General features: G+C 63.3%; 14 protein-coding genes. 9 read left to right on the top strand and 5 right to left on the bottom strand.

The annotated features are described in order from the left end of the window. Nucleotides 1-164 precede the first annotated feature (164 nt). From ACK4R0_RS07760 to ACK4R0_RS07770, 3 genes are all read left to right on the top strand, one after another. Nucleotides 165-698 (top strand): DOMON-like domain-containing protein, encoded by a 534-nt coding sequence (locus tag ACK4R0_RS07760; protein WP_409672671.1) that lies wholly within the window; start codon nt 165-167, stop codon nt 696-698. A gap of 31 nt (nt 699-729) precedes the next feature. Beyond that, nucleotides 730-1926, top strand: a complete 1197-nt coding sequence (locus ACK4R0_RS07765; protein WP_409672674.1) for an exo-beta-N-acetylmuramidase NamZ domain-containing protein — start codon at nt 730-732, stop codon at nt 1924-1926. A 316-nt stretch (nt 1927-2242) separates the two neighbouring features. Then, a complete protein-coding gene (locus ACK4R0_RS07770; protein WP_409672677.1) occupies nt 2243-3364 on the top strand; it encodes a hypothetical protein in 1122 nt (373 codons plus the stop codon). Between the two features lie 141 nt (nt 3365-3505). Here the strand turns inward: ACK4R0_RS07770 and ACK4R0_RS07775 are convergent, their stop codons facing one another. After that, nucleotides 3506-6025, bottom strand: a complete 2520-nt coding sequence (locus tag ACK4R0_RS07775) for a TonB-dependent receptor domain-containing protein (protein ID WP_409672680.1) — start codon at nt 6023-6025, stop codon at nt 3506-3508. Between the two features lie 388 nt (nt 6026-6413). Here ACK4R0_RS07775 and ACK4R0_RS07780 point away from each other — a divergent pair, with 388 nt between their 5' ends. The 6 genes from ACK4R0_RS07780 (at nt 6414) to ACK4R0_RS07805 (ending at nt 8525) form a co-directional block, all read left to right on the top strand. After that, entirely contained in the window at nt 6414-6596 is a 183-nt protein-coding gene (locus ACK4R0_RS07780) for a DUF3008 family protein (RefSeq protein WP_409672683.1), read from the top strand. A gap of 57 nt (nt 6597-6653) precedes the next feature. Further along, on the top strand, nt 6654-6971 hold the full coding sequence (locus ACK4R0_RS07785; protein ID WP_409672686.1) for a DUF1778 domain-containing protein: 318 nt from the start codon (nt 6654-6656) through the stop codon (nt 6969-6971). After that, nucleotides 6959-7483, top strand: coding sequence for a GNAT family N-acetyltransferase (locus ACK4R0_RS07790; RefSeq protein ID WP_409672689.1), 525 nt, complete (start codon nt 6959-6961; stop codon nt 7481-7483). Before ACK4R0_RS07785 ends, ACK4R0_RS07790 begins: the two co-directional genes overlap by 13 nt. A gap of 89 nt (nt 7484-7572) precedes the next feature. Continuing rightward, complete coding sequence (locus ACK4R0_RS07795) at nt 7573-7881, top strand: type II toxin-antitoxin system RelE/ParE family toxin (protein ID WP_409672692.1); 309 nt, start codon at nt 7573-7575, stop codon at nt 7879-7881. Next, a complete protein-coding gene (locus tag ACK4R0_RS07800) occupies nt 7881-8162 on the top strand; it encodes an addiction module antidote protein (protein WP_409672694.1) in 282 nt (93 codons plus the stop codon). The genes ACK4R0_RS07795 and ACK4R0_RS07800 overlap by 1 nt, the downstream gene beginning before the upstream one ends. A gap of 39 nt (nt 8163-8201) precedes the next feature. Further along, entirely contained in the window at nt 8202-8525 is a 324-nt protein-coding gene (locus tag ACK4R0_RS07805) for a hypothetical protein (protein ID WP_409672697.1), read from the top strand. Between the two features lie 249 nt (nt 8526-8774). On the opposite strand, the gene rpoD is transcribed toward ACK4R0_RS07805, so the two are convergent. From rpoD to ACK4R0_RS07825, 4 genes are all read right to left on the bottom strand, one after another. Continuing rightward, nucleotides 8775-10811 carry an RNA polymerase sigma factor RpoD gene (rpoD, locus tag ACK4R0_RS07810; RefSeq protein WP_409672700.1) on the bottom strand — a complete coding sequence of 679 codons (2037 nt, stop codon included), beginning with the start codon at nt 10809-10811 and terminating at the stop codon, nt 8775-8777. A 141-nt stretch (nt 10812-10952) separates the two neighbouring features. Further along, nucleotides 10953-12863 carry a DNA primase gene (gene dnaG / locus ACK4R0_RS07815; protein ID WP_409672703.1) on the bottom strand — a complete coding sequence of 637 codons (1911 nt, stop codon included), beginning with the start codon at nt 12861-12863 and terminating at the stop codon, nt 10953-10955. Next, nucleotides 12860-13261 (bottom strand): GIY-YIG nuclease family protein, encoded by a 402-nt coding sequence (locus ACK4R0_RS07820; RefSeq protein WP_409672706.1) that lies wholly within the window; start codon nt 13259-13261, stop codon nt 12860-12862. The genes dnaG and ACK4R0_RS07820 overlap by 4 nt, the downstream gene beginning before the upstream one ends. 81 nt (nt 13262-13342) lie before the next feature. Further along, on the bottom strand, nt 13343-13801 hold the full coding sequence (locus tag ACK4R0_RS07825; RefSeq protein ID WP_409672709.1) for a GatB/YqeY domain-containing protein: 459 nt from the start codon (nt 13799-13801) through the stop codon (nt 13343-13345). Nucleotides 13802-13843: the final 42 nt, after the last annotated feature.

Genomic DNA, 13843 nt, shown 5'->3' on the forward strand with positions numbered 1-13843 from the left:
CAAACCGGACCTGTCATCGTCACCCCCGGGTGGATATCCCGTCACCCCCGCGCACGCGGGGGTCCCGCTTCTGCGCGACGGCGGAGCTGTAGCGGGATTCCCGCGTTCGCGGGAATGACGGGACTCGATTGAATATTGGGCACAAAGTCGCGATGGTTCCGGTCATGGAACGCCATCCGCTCACGCCTCATCCCGACTTCCCGCCGCCTGCCGGTGTCGCTGTCTCTGTGGCATGGACGATGCCAGAACCCGATCACCTGACGATCGAATACCACGTCGCCGACCCAGACGGACGCATCCTCTGGCCTGCGCCCACAGTCGGACGCACCGACAACCTTTGGCAACACACCTGTTTCGAGGCATTTGTCGCTCCCATGGGTAGTTCGACCTATGCGGAATTCAACTGTTCCCCATCAGGCGGCTGGGCGGCTTATGCGTTTGATGGCTATCGCACTGGCATGCGCGATGTCGATCTGGCCGCCGCCATGTCGATCCGTCGATCCGAACCGGGTGTGCAGATAGCCACGCTGGACGTGATCGGGCTGGACGAATGGGTCGTCGGCGCCGCGCCGTGGAAACTGGCAGTCACCGCCGTCATCGAGGCGAAGGACGGTGCTAAGAGCTTCTGGTCGCTCGCGCACCCACCGGGCAAGCCCGATTTTCACCACGCGGATTGTTTTGCGGCGCGGCTGGGCTAAACAGCGCGCACCATTTTCCAGCGAGGTCCCAATGCTCTTCGGTATCGATCGTCTTCTGGCAGAGCCCGATCTGCGCAAGCCCTTAGCCGGCAAGCGCGTTGCACTGGTCGCGCACCCTGCATCGTTGACCGCCACCCTGACGCACGCGCTCGATGCACTCGCCGCGCTCGAGGATATCCGCCTGACCGCCGCGTTCGGGCCGCAGCACGGTCTGCGCGGCGACAAGCAGGACAATATGGTCGAAAGCCCGGACTTTACCGATCCGGTCCACGGCATCCCGGTGTTCAGCCTTTATGGTGAGGTGCGCCGCCCGACGGGGCAGATGATGGGCACCTTCGATGTCGTGCTGATCGACCTGCAGGACCTGGGCTGCCGCATCTACACCTTCGTCACGACCTTGCTCTACATGCTCGAGGCGGCGGCGCGCGAAGGCAAGTCGGTCTGGGTGCTCGATCGCCCCAACCCCGCAGGACGTCCGGTCGAGGGGCTGACATTGCGCGAGGGCTGGGAGAGCTTCGTCGGCGCTGGCCCGATGCCGATGCGCCACGGGCTGACGCTGGGCGAGATGGGCCACTGGTTCATCCAGCACTACGGCCTCGACGTCGATTACCGCGTGATCGAGATGCAGGGCTGGCAGCCCGATGCCGCGCCGGGCTTCGGCTGGCCCGAGAGCCGCATCTGGATTAACCCCAGCCCCAATGCCCCCAACGTCAACATGGCGCGCGCCTATGCGGGCACGGTGATGCTCGAAGGCACGACATTGAGCGAGGGCAGGGGCACGACCCGCCCGCTCGAGATCTTCGGCGCGCCCGACATCGACGCACGCGCGGTCATCGCAAAGATGCACGAAATTGCGCCGCACTGGCTCGCGGGCTGCGCCTTGCGCGAAATCTGGTTCGAGCCGACCTTCCACAAGCATGTCGGCAAGCTGTGCCACGGCGTCCACATCCACGCCGAAGGCGCGTGCTACGACCACGCGCGCTTCCGCCCCTGGCGCGTCCAGGCGCTCGCCTTCAAGGCGATCCGCAGCCTGTATCCCGACTACCCCTTGTGGCGCGACTTCCCTTACGAATACGAGCTCGGCAAGCTCGCGATCGACGTGATCAACGGCGGACCGGCCTTGCGCGAGTGGGTGGATGATGCAGCCGCGGTGCCAGACGATCTCGATGCGCTGACCGCGCCGGACGAGGCGGCCTGGGGTGCGGTGCGGGCGGTGCACCTGTATTAGGCCTTCGTGCGCGCTTGCGCGGCATCGCCAGCTTTATCGCCGCAGAGTGGTCAGGCCCATCTTCGCGGGCAAGGCTCGATCTGCCGATCTGCCGTAGCAGCGCACCGAGAAGCATCCCGTTTGACGCTGAGCCGCCCCAGGGAGCGGTACGGAGGGGGCAGGCGTTGTCAATAATCGGCAAAAGCCTTGCAGCCGACAGGAACGTGTTGCTGCACCCCGCCGTATATGCGCGGTAACCTTGCCGCATCGGTTCCTGAATGCGGCCCCCTGCGCGACGACCCCATGGGTCAGCGCCCCCCAGCACAAAGGACATGTCATGCTGTACGTCGATATTCCAACGCGGTCTGAACTCGACCGGCTGATCGCGGCCCGGTCCGACGCTTCGGTCAGTCTCTATCTGCAGACGACGGCCGAAACCCAGAACATCGATCAGGCGCGCATTCAGGTGGGCAACCTGCTCAAGGAGGCGGTCACGCAACTTGAGGCGGTCGGCGTTCAAAAGCGGATCATCGAAGCGATCGAAGACCAAGTCCACGATCTGCAGGATGATGATGACTTCTGGAAGTTCCAGGCCAATTCACTGGCTATCCTCGTCACGCCCGAAACCCTGCGCAGCTTCAGGCTGCCGACCCATTTGCAGGACATGGTGCAGGTTTCCGACCGGTTTCATCTCAAGCCCATCTTGCGCGCCGTCGGCGTGGGCCAGCACGCGTTCGTGCTGGCGCTGGAGGAAAACGCCGTGCGCCTTGTCGAGGTCACGGGCGAACTGCCGGCAGAAGAGGTCCGGGTACCCGACATGCCCAAGGACGCCGCCAGCTTTGCCGGCACCGCCAATGTCAATTCGCGCAGCTATGCCCAGCGCAAGGGCGGCGGCGAAGGGCAAAAGGTGCTGCTGCGCGCCTATGCGCGGCGGATCGATGCCACCTTGCGCTCTGTGCTGAACGGTCGGCACGAGCCGCTGATCCTGGCGGCGACCGAGCCGATGAACGCGATGTTCCGCTCGGTGTGCAGCTATGGCCACCTGGCCGAGCAGGGCATCGCCACCAGCCCTGCGCGCATGACGCCGGGCGAACTGGCCGAGGCCGCGCGGCCGATACTGGACGGCATCCACGCCGCTCTGCTGGCCGATGTGCGCGAGACGTTCAGCGCGCGTGAAAATGACGGCCGTGCAACCACCCAGGTCGCCCGCGCCGCGCGCGCGGCCACGTTCGGTGCGGTGGAAACACTGCTGATCGATATGGATGAAGTCGTCCCCGGTTCGATCGACGAGACCACCGGCGAGATCACCTTCGACGACGCCGCCAGCGCCGCCAGCTATGGTGTGGTCGATGAAATCGCCGCGCGCGTGCTCAAGTCGGGCGGACAGGTGCTTGCGGTGCGCCGCGAAGACATCCCCAACGGCGACAGCCTCGCGGCGATATTGCGTTACGCGATCTAAACGCTCGCTCCCCCTGAGCTGCTGGCTTTTGAGCAGCAGCACAGGGGCGCGGAGCACTGGCTGGCAGCGGCTTTCGCCCCTGTCCGCGCCGACCCGACCGCGCTGACGGTTGGATCGGCCCCGGGCCTGGGCTGGCCGAACCTAGAAATCGAAGCGCAGCGAGCCCGAGATCGTGCGGCCGTTGATCGCGCGGGCAAAGCCGATGCCGTTGGCCGGGACGCTTGCCTGGTTGACCTCGAAAATGCCCAGCTTGTTGAACACGTTGTTGGCATTCAGCGTCACGGTGCCGCCCTTGAACACCTTGATCTGCGTGAACAGATCGACCGTGGTGAAGCCGGGCATCACCAGCAGGTTGGAATCCTGCGCAAAGCTCTTGGTCATGCCGACGATGCTGGCCCCCAGCACCGCAGCGCCCAGATCGACCTGTGGGGTGGCGGTAAACGTCCAGTCGGGCTGGTGCCGTGGTTCCTTGCCGGTCAGCGAAGCGTCGAGCAGATCCTTGGTGATCTTGGCCTTGGTGTAGGTCGCGCCGAGCATGAGGCTGAACGGGCCGCGATGGACCCCGCCTTCGAGCTCGACTCCGGTGGCGCGATAGCTGCGGTCGGTGCGGGTGGCAGCGCCATTGAGTACGTTGTGATCGGCCGCAGTCACCCGGAACGCGGTGGCGTTGAAGGTGATGCCGTTCTGGCGGTATTTCACCCCGCCTTCGAGCTGCTTGACGACGTCCTGCTTGTCGCGGGTGCTGCGGACGCTGCCGTCGTTGTTGTCGATCAGCGGCGTGAACAGGATCTTGTCGGCATTGGCGCGCGCGCCCTTGCTGTACCGCCCGAACAGCGAGAATGGCTCGGAGACGCGGTAGTTGATCCCGCCCGAATAGCTCAGATAGCCGTAGTTGTAGTTGACCTGGCCGGGCTGGGTGAAGGGCAGCACCGCGACGCGGGTCTCGGCGCGGGTGATGATGCCATCGTCGTTCATGTCCCGCGTGATCAGGCCGTTGCTGCCGTTGTTCAGATCCGCGCCGACCAGCGAACCGCGCACGCGGCCGGTGTCATAGCGCACGCTGCCGCCGATCGCGATCTTGCCGAAATGATAGTTGATCGAACCATAAGGCGCGAACACCTTGTAATCGACGTCGAACGCGCGGCGGAACAGGCTGCTGCTGCGGCCGAAGGCGAAATAGCCGTTCAGGGTCTGCGGCACGCCTGCGGCGCTGGTGATGTCGACCATCGCGGTCCCGGCGTTGCCGTTGGCGTCGATGTTCATCGCGGTGTGCAGCCAGGTCGTGTGCAGATCCTGCGTCGCAAGATAGGCGCCGACCGTGGTGGTCAGCTTGCCGCCGGGAAGCTCCCACACCCTTGAGGCGCGCAGATCGTTGGTGAAGTTGTCGAGCGAGCGGGCCCGGACGAACGACACGAAATACAGCGACAGCAGGCCGTTGCCGTTGATCATATCGGTGGGCAGGATCGGCTGGCCCGCAAGCGGTCCGCTGGCATAGCGCGCGGTCGACCCTGCGCCACCCTGGCCTGCGGCAAAGGCCGAAACCGTGTTGGCGGTGTTGGGAAAGGCGCGGCTGAAATCGCCGCCATTGGCGGCATAGCGCATCTTTTCGGTGATCGTCCATCCGGCGACATCGAACTGCGCCTCGAGCCCGACGGACTTCGACACCGCGCTCTGGCCGGTGGCGATCGGGAAGGCGGCGAGCTGGTTGTTCTCGTCCAGCGTCACCACCGGGCCGAGCGATGGCGACAGCACCGAATCGCGGCGCAGGTCGAAGCCGGCAAAGTTGCGGTATTGCGGATCCTCATTGGTGCCGGTGATGTTGACGAAATACGGCGCGAACGTCGGCGAGCGGTCGTCGAGATACTTGAGATACAGGCGAACATAGCCGTTCTCGAACTCGCGCGTGATGTTGGCCTTGATCTGGCCGCCGCGCCATCCGTCGAACCCGACGCGGCGCGGACCTTCGCCCGAGCGGTAGAATCCGCCCATGTGGAACCGTGTATTCTCGCCCAGCCGTGCTCCGTAAGCGAAATCGACGCGCTTTTCGTCATAGTTGATCCCGGTCGTCAGCTGGATCGATCCGCCCTCCACATCGCCGGTGCGCGAGAGGATGTTGATCAGACCGCCGGGCGAGTTCGAGGCGAAGGTCGAGGCGGAACCGCCACGGATCGTTTCGATCTGCGCGATGTTGAAATCGTTGCGCAGATAGACATCGGTGCCGACGTTGAACAGGTCGCCGAATTCGAGCAGCGGCAGGCCATCTTCCTGGAACTGCATGTATTTCGAACCACCCGCGGCCAGCGGCAGCCCGCGCACGGTGTAGTTGTTGTTGCCCTCGCCGATGCCCGATTCGACCCGCAGCCCCGCCATGGTGCGCAGGATATCGCCGATCGACCGGCTGCCCAGCTTGCGGACGTCCTCGCCGCGCAGCGAGCTGGTCGAGGTGGCGCTGTCCAGCCGGTCGCGGCCCTTGGCCATCCCGGTGGAGAACACTTCTTCGGCCGGGCCAGCGCGCTTGTCTTCGGGCTGGGCCTCGGCGGCTTCGGCTTCAGACGCTGACACTGCGGCGGCATCGGTCGCGCTGGTGGCGGCCGCTTCGGCAAACGCAGGCGTGGCAAGGGCGAGATAAGATGTCGCTAAAAGAAGTGCGGCCTTGGGCATGGTCAGTGGTCCTCTTTCGTGGCCGACTATCCAGTTGCCGACCTTCTCATCGTAAAGCAGACCTAATTATATTGGGCTCGGCGGGCAGACGGCCGCAGAGCACCCGAATTTCTGTGGCGATGTTGGTAAGTGGTTCTTGGACCAACGAAAAAGATTGCCGAAAAAATGGTCGGGGGTCGAACAATTGGCAGGGATCGCAAGTCTTGCGGGTGCCCGGCGACCCTGCAAAGCGGCCCTGTCCGGTGACCCTGCAAGGCGGCGCGGCGATCACCGGGCGGGTGACATAGGTTAAAGCTGCCACCTCGCCCGCGCATAGACTGCAGCGACTGTCGGCTGTTCTATCGCTTGCGCGGGGGGGCACCCGGCGTAACTGTCAGGAGAACGTGCGATGCCCGCCAAATCGAAAGCCCAGCAAAAGGCCGCCGGAGCCGCCTTGTCCGCCAAACGCGGCGAAACCCAGATGAAGGACCTCAAGGGCGCATCCAAGGAGATGGCCAAATCGATGAGCGAGGACCAGCTCGAGGACTTCGCGAGCACAAAGCGCAAGGAGCTTCCGGAGCGGAAGGGCTGAGGATGCCAGTCCCCCGTCTGTATTGACAATGTAGATACGTCTTCACATATTGTGTGCATGGCCCAGCCCCGCACATCTGATCAAACAAGCTCGCCTGAACCTGTTGCGCCCTCGACCAAGGGCAGCATCAACCTGCGGATCGAGACGCAGACGCGGCAGTTGATCGACCAAGCGGCAGCTGTTCTGGGCAAGACGCGGACCGAGTTCATGGTCGAAAGCGCGCGGATGCTGGCGATCGACACTTTGCTCGACCAGCGGTTGTTCGCGCTCGATACCGACAACCATGACGCCTTCATCGACGCGCTCGACAATCCGCCACCGCCCGGGCCGAAGTTCAAGGCGTTGCTGGCGCGCACGCCCGCATGGGAGCGGTGACACCCAAGGGCCCACGCCTGTCTGCCCCGGTGCCGCTGGGTGCCGAGCATGACGTCTCCGGCTTCGATTGCGGCGAACCCGCGCTCAACGATTGGCTGAAACACCGCGCACGCAAGAACGAAGGCCGCTTCTCACGCACCTATGTCGTGTGCGATGGGGCTAAAGTCGCCGCCTATGTCTGCATCTCTGCCGGATCGGTCGAGCGCGCCGCCGCCCCCGGCAAAGTCCGCCGCAACGCGCCCGATGGAGTGCCGGTATCGGTGATCGGACGGCTTGCGGTGGCGAAGGACTATGCAGGGCAGGGGCTGGGCGCCGACCTGCTCGCCGATGCGCTCCGCCGCATCGCGATCGCCGCGCAAAGCATCGTAATCGGCGCGGTGCTGGTGCAGGCGAAGGACGACAGCGCCCGGCGCTTCTATTTGGCGTGCGCAGAGTTCATCGAGTTTCCGGGCGACAGCCGGACGCTGTTTCTGCCGATTGAGACAGTGGTGGCGGGGGTTGGCGGTGGTTAACGGTTGCCGACCTTCAATCCCCTCACTCTGACTGAACACGGCTGTAACTTAAAGTTGACATTCTCGACATCCTGTGCATTATAAGTTACATGTTGCAGGTCCGCCGCACTGCCCAGTTTATCGACTGGCTCGTGAATTTGCGGGATGTTGCAGCGCGGGCGCGGATCGCCAAACGGATCGACCGTGTTGCGACCGGCAATTTTGGCGATACCAAATCAGTCGGAGACGGAGTGAGCGAGTTGCGTTTCACCTTCGGGCCGGGATACCGGGTCTATTACACCCGGCAAGGCGATGTTGTGGTGATCCTGCTATGCGGCGGCGACAAGGGCTCGCAGGGCCGGGATATAGAGCAGGCAAAGGCATTGGCGCGCACTATTGGCGCACAGGAGATTGAGTGATGGCCATTGAAACCAAGGTCTGGGACGCAGCCGAGGTGCTGAACACTCCTGCGGACATCGCCGCATATCTCGACGCGTATCTTGAGGACGGAACCCCCGAAGAGCTGCTGCAGGCGCTGAGCACCATAGCACGCTCGCACGGCATGTCGGCGCTGGCCCGCGAAACCGGGATCAGCCGCGAAGCGCTCTACCGCGCGTTCAGCGACAACGGCAACCCGACACTTGATACGCTGCTGCGGGTGATGAAGGCGTTCGGGGTAAGGCTGGCGGTGGCGGCCTGATAGAGTTGGCGTATACCCCTCGACAAAAAGAGAAAACCCATGAGTAATATTCTGGAGGTTCTTGTTAATAAATGGCGAGGGATCGTAACTTACACACCATTGGTGGTTGGTTTGATCCTGCTATTCTATTTGCGTGACCAAGGCAGTATCGAAGGAAATAGCGTTTTGTCCATTGCCCTGCTGCTGATGGCGTGTTCCTGTCTTGTTTACTCGGTGCTTCCAGGGGCGGGCCAAATATCATCAGAGCAAGAACTTACGCTCAACCAGCTGAAAATCCGATACAGTCCGTGGATGGGCCGCGTGGGCAATGCAGCAATCGGACTAATACTAATTGCGGCCTCGGTAACGCTTTTCATCACTTGATCCGCAGGAGCCCTAGCCGCCCCTGCATTGGGTCCCGGTGAAACAGATTCTCGTTGAGGTCAGGCAGCCGTAGAACGAATGGGGCAACCACCAAGCCTATGCCGACTCGGTTTACCTCAATCAATTACGCGTCGATCCGACGTTCATCGGGCACGGACGAACCCCTCAGATGCTCTCTTGGCGACCACATCAAGTGGCGATAGCGCATGCTGGAAAGCAGATTGTAGACCAGACAGAAGGCGTCCGGGCCTACTGATCCAGAAACGACCGCATCTTCCGCGACCGTGACGGATGCTTCAGCTTCCGCAGCGCCTTGGCCTCGATCTGGCGGATACGTTCGCGGGTCACGCTGAACTGCTGGCCCACTTCCTCAAGCGTATGATCGGTGTTCATGCCGATGCCGAAGCGCATGCGCAGGACGCGTTCTTCGCGCGGGGTCAGCGAGGCCAGCACCCGCGTCACCGTCTCCTTGAGGTTCGCCTGGATCGCAGCGTCGACCGGGATGATCGCGTTCTTGTCCTCGATGAAATCGCCCAGGTGGCTGTCTTCCTCGTCGCCGATCGGCGTTTCGAGGCTGATCGGTTCCTTGGCGATCTTCATCACCTTGCGGACCTTTTCGAGCGGCATCGACAGGCGCTCGGCCATCTCTTCGGGTGTCGGTTCGCGGCCCTGTTCGTGGAGGAACTGGCGGCTGGTGCGGACCAGCTTGTTGATCGTCTCGATCATGTGCACCGGGATGCGGATCGTGCGCGCCTGATCGGCGATGCTGCGGGTGATCGCCTGCCGGATCCACCAGGTCGCATAGGTGCTGAACTTGTAGCCGCGGCGATACTCGAACTTGTCCACCGCCTTCATCAGGCCGATATTGCCTTCCTGGATGAGATCGAGGAACTGCAGCCCGCGGTTGGTGTATTTCTTGGCAATCGAGATCACGAGGCGCAGGTTGGCTTCGACCATTTCCTTCTTGGCGATACGCGCCTCGCGCTCGCCCTTCTGCACCATGTTGACGATGCGGCGGAATTCGCCCAGCGACATTCCGGTGGCAGCCGCGATGTCCGAGATTTCCGCGCGGATGCGGTCGACCGCGCCAGCTTCGTTGCTGACGAAGGCGGCCCATTTCTTGTCGATTCCCGCCATCGTCTCAAGCCAAGCCTCGTCCATCTCGTGGCCGACATAGCGGTCGAGGAAGTCCTTGCGGGGAACCTTGTGGCGCTCGGCCAGGCGCAGCATCTGGCCGCCCAGGGCGGTCAGGCGGCGGTTGAAGGCATAAAGCTGATCGACCAGATATTCGATCTTGTTGGCATGGAACTGGACCGATTCGACCTCGGCGGTCAGCTCTTCGCGCAGCTTGTGATAGCTCTTTTCCTTGGAACCAGGGAAATCGTCGCCGATGCTCAGCGCATTGAGGCGGTCGCGCTGGATCTTCTCGAACTTGCGGAACAGCGAGGTGATCAGCGCGAACTTCTCGAGCGCGGCGGGCTTGAGCTGCGCTTCCATCTGCGCGAGGGAGAGGGTGTTGTCCTCTTCCTCGTCGTCGTCGGGGCGGCGCGTGCGGCGCTCGGTCAGATCGTCCTCGTCGTCGTTGGTCTCGGCGACCTCCTCGACTTCTTCTTCTTCCTTGAAACTGGGGCCTGCGGTCTTCTCGGAGATCTCGCCATCGTCGTCGCTGTCCTCGGACAGGCTTTCGGGCGCGGGCTCCTTCGACAGCATCGCGTCGAGATCGAGGATCTCGCGCAGCTGCATTTCGCCGTCGTTGAGCGCGGTGGACCATTCGATGATCGCGTGGAAGGTGATCGGGCTTTCGCACAGACCCAGGATCATCGTGTCGCGGCCGGCCTCGATGCGCTTGGCGATGGCGATTTCGCCCTCGCGGCTGAGCAGCTCGACCGCGCCCATCTCGCGCAGGTACATCCGCACCGGATCATCGGTGCGGTCCATCGTCTCCTTCTTCTTTTCAGGAGAGATGTTGAGCTGTTCGGACCCATCGTCGGGGGTGTCTTCGTCGGCGGCGGGCTGTTCCTCGCCGGCTTCCTCGTCGTTCTCGACGATGTTGACGCCCATTTCGGAGATCGCGGACATCACATCCTCGATCTGCTCGGAGGACATCTGGTCCTGCGGCAGCGCTTCGTTCAGTTCGTCATAGGTAATGTATCCGCGCTTCTTGGCGCGCGACAGCAGCTTCTTGACCGAGGCTTCGTTCAGATCGATCAGCGGTGCATCGGTGGTGTCGGCTTTGCTGTCTTTCGGTGCCTTGCTTGCCAATTTAGTAATTCCTGTCACCTGCATCGCTGCGGCCCACCAGGGGACTGCGGCGATAATTTTACGTCATACCGCGCCGCGATTGGCCGGTAAAAAATTGTTGCGTTCGATGCCCAGCGGGCTCTTCCCGTTCATGTCCGCACCCAGTGTTGGCGATGATACCGCCGGTTATGCACTGCGTTCGGTCAATTCTATCAGGCGCTGGTCGAACTGCTGCTTTCTTGCCCTTAGCCGTTGCTGCTCCAAAAACAATCCATCACCCGAATCATTTTCCGCCAGATCGTTTTCGAACCTTCGTGTCACGTCGCTTAACGCCGCGACCAGCCGGGGGCGGGTGGTCATCACTTCGATCGCTTCGGCAAAGTCTTCCGCGATGCGGATTTCGCGCGCTTCGTCCGCATTTTCCTGCACCGTGGTGCAGAACGAAAATGGCGGCCTGCCACCCGATTTCAGCCGGTCGATCGTCTGAGCCATACCCTTGGCATTCAATATGGTCATAAGCCGTGCGGTATCAAGACTTTCCCCCGCGTCCGCCGGGTGAGCCGAGTGCGCATGCGCTGCGTCAAGCATTGCGCCGAGCAGCTCCGCCCAGCCGTCGGCGAGCGCGACGAACTCGCTCAGGCTCTCCGAATGCCGCTGCAGCAGCTGAGGGCGGCAGAGCAGCCCGTGCAGCACCCCGCGCAGGATCAGGTCGCTCATCGGCTGGCGGCTGAACTCGCGCAGTTCGGCGCTGGGCGGCACGGGCTCGTCGCGGCGCTGCCAGCCCTTTGCGCCTTTCTGGCGGGGGCTGAATCCCGGGGAGGGTGCAGACGGCTGGCGCGCGCCGAAGAACATGTCCGAAAAGCGCTGGCCGATCTCGCGGCGGTACAGCGCCTTGATGTCACCATCGGCAATCGTGTCGGCATGCGCGTTCAGCCGCGCCTTCAGCCCCGCGCGCGCCTCGGGGCTGGTCAGCGGGGCTGCGGCGAGCTCGTGCGTCCACAGATGGTCGAGCAGACCGGTGGCGCGCTCGATGCACGCGGTGAATGCGGCGGGGCCGGCGGCGCGTACCAGATCGTCCGGGTCCTGGCCCGCGGGCAACGAGACGAAGCCGAGCGACAGGCCGGGCTTGAGCAACGGCAGCGCGCGCGACGCTGCGCGCATCGCCGCCTTCTGGCCTGCGCTGTCGCCATCGAAGCACAAAAGCGGCCGGTCGACCATCTTCCACAATCGCTCGATCTGGTGTTCGGTGAGCGCGGTGCCCAAAGGCGCGACGCATTCGCCAAAGCCTGCCTGGGCGAGCGCGATCACGTCCATATAGCCTTCGACCACCACCACGCGGCCGGTCTGGCGCGATGCGGGCGCGGCGATGTGCAAGTTGTAGAGCGTGCGACCCTTGTCGAACAACGGCGTGTCGGGGGAGTTCAGATATTTGGGCTCGCCCTGGCCGAGGATGCGCCCGCCGAACGCGATCACCCGCCCGCGCGGATCGCGGATCGGGATCATGATGCGGCCCCGGAAGCGGTCGTACGGCGGCTTGTCGTCGATCTTGATCAGCAGCCCCGCCTCGATCAGCAGGTCCTCGTCGATCGAGGCGAGCGCGGACTTGATGCCGGCGCGGCTGTCGGGTGCAAAGCCGATGCCGAAGCGTTGGATCGTCTCTGCGGTCAGCCCGCGCGCCTTCAGGTACGCGCGCGCCTGCTCGCCGGCGGCGCTGTGCAGCTGCGCGACAAACCAGTCCTGCGCCGCCTGGCAGACATCGTGCAGCGACGCGCGCTCCTCGGCTTGGCGGGCGGCGTGTGGGTCGGGCGCGGGCACGCTCATCCCGGCCTCGGAGGCGAGCTCCTTGACCGCATCCATGAACCCCAGCCCCTGGTGATCGGTCAAAAACCGGATCGCATCGCCATGCGCCCCGCAACCGAAGCAGTGATAAAAGCCCTTGTCGTCGTTGATCGTGAAGCTGGGGGTCTTCTCGTTGTGGAACGGGCAGCACGCCTTGAACTCGCGCCCTGCGCGCTGGACCTTCACATGCCGCCCGATCAGGGTCGACAGCGTGATGCGCGAGCGCAGTTCGTCCAGCCATTGCGGGGTGAGGGTCATGGCGTTCTGTCCTGACGGTATCTTGCGTCCAGCACTCCACCCCCGCCTGTCCCGAGCGAAGTCGAGGGACGCTCTGGAACCCGACCGTCTTGATACACTTCAGATGTCGAGGGACGTTCGTGAGGTGGTCGCGCATAAAAACTGACCATGTCCCAATCCCCGTTGATCAGCCCGATCTTTTTGGCGCGTGACCAGGACTTGATTTGCTTTTCGACCTCCAAGGCATTGTCCCGCGTCTGATACCAATCACTCCATACCAGTTCCACCGGCCTTCTGCGCGAGGTAAAATCGCAGAACCCGCCAAATTGGTGCTCACCCATCCGCCGTTCGAGATGATCGGTGTGCCCGGTGTAGAACTTTCCGTCTGCGCATTTCAGGATGTAGACCCAGAACGCCATGACTTTGAACTCGATGGTTGGGAGGACGTCCCTCGACTTCGCTCGGGATAGGCGGGGAGGGGTGAGCGGGATGAGCGGTCTTTAAGCCCCCGCCAAGGCCTCCTTCACCCAGCCGCTGGCCTTGCTCATGTCGATCTCGGAGGCGTGGCGCGCCTTCACCTCGGCCATGACCTTGCCCATATCCTTGAGGCTCGACGCTCCGGTTTCGGCGACCACGGCGGCGATGGCGGCCTTTGCGGCGGCCTCGTCGAGCTGGGCGGGGAGGAATTCCTCGATGATTGCGACTTCCGACGCCTCCTGCGCGGCGAGTTCGGCGCGGCCGCCCTGTTCGTACATCGCAATCGATTCGCGGCGCTGCTTGATCATCTTCTGCAGCACCTCGGTGACCATCGCATCGTCGTCGATCGTGGCGGCTGAGGTGCGCAGCTCGATATCGCGGTCCTTGATCTTGGCGAGGATCAGGCGGACCGCCGCGGTGCGGGGCTTGTCGCCCCCCTTCATTGCCGCAACCTGCGCAGCCTTAAGCGAATCGCGAATCATGCGAACGCATCCTTTCCCGGTGAATTTTGGAACAAGCGACCA

Source organism: Blastomonas sp. (genome assembly GCF_046294995.1).
In the GTDB taxonomy this organism is placed as follows: Bacteria; Pseudomonadota; Alphaproteobacteria; order Sphingomonadales; family Sphingomonadaceae; genus Blastomonas.

Excerpts from the sequence above, each read along its gene's own strand:
- ACK4R0_RS07760 (WP_409672671.1), top strand. The coding sequence starts at position 165 with ATGGAACGCCATCCGCTCACGCCTCATCCCGACTTCCCGCCGCCTGCC.
- ACK4R0_RS07765 (WP_409672674.1), top strand. The coding sequence starts at position 730 with ATGCTCTTCGGTATCGATCGTCTTCTGGCAGAGCCCGATCTGCGCAAG.
- ACK4R0_RS07770 (WP_409672677.1), top strand. The coding sequence starts at position 2,243 with ATGCTGTACGTCGATATTCCAACGCGGTCTGAACTCGACCGGCTGATC.
- ACK4R0_RS07775 (WP_409672680.1), bottom strand. The coding sequence starts at position 6,025 with ATGCCCAAGGCCGCACTTCTTTTAGCGACATCTTATCTCGCCCTTGCC.
- ACK4R0_RS07780 (WP_409672683.1), top strand. The coding sequence starts at position 6,414 with ATGCCCGCCAAATCGAAAGCCCAGCAAAAGGCCGCCGGAGCCGCCTTG.
- ACK4R0_RS07785 (WP_409672686.1), top strand. The coding sequence starts at position 6,654 with ATGGCCCAGCCCCGCACATCTGATCAAACAAGCTCGCCTGAACCTGTT.
- ACK4R0_RS07790 (WP_409672689.1), top strand. The coding sequence starts at position 6,959 with ATGGGAGCGGTGACACCCAAGGGCCCACGCCTGTCTGCCCCGGTGCCG.
- ACK4R0_RS07795 (WP_409672692.1), top strand. The coding sequence starts at position 7,573 with ATGTTGCAGGTCCGCCGCACTGCCCAGTTTATCGACTGGCTCGTGAAT.
- ACK4R0_RS07800 (WP_409672694.1), top strand. The coding sequence starts at position 7,881 with ATGGCCATTGAAACCAAGGTCTGGGACGCAGCCGAGGTGCTGAACACT.
- ACK4R0_RS07805 (WP_409672697.1), top strand. The coding sequence starts at position 8,202 with ATGAGTAATATTCTGGAGGTTCTTGTTAATAAATGGCGAGGGATCGTA.
- rpoD (WP_409672700.1), bottom strand. The coding sequence starts at position 10,811 with ATGCAGGTGACAGGAATTACTAAATTGGCAAGCAAGGCACCGAAAGAC.
- dnaG (WP_409672703.1), bottom strand. The coding sequence starts at position 12,863 with ATGACCCTCACCCCGCAATGGCTGGACGAACTGCGCTCGCGCATCACG.
- ACK4R0_RS07820 (WP_409672706.1), bottom strand. The coding sequence starts at position 13,261 with ATGGCGTTCTGGGTCTACATCCTGAAATGCGCAGACGGAAAGTTCTAC.
- ACK4R0_RS07825 (WP_409672709.1), bottom strand. The coding sequence starts at position 13,801 with ATGATTCGCGATTCGCTTAAGGCTGCGCAGGTTGCGGCAATGAAGGGG.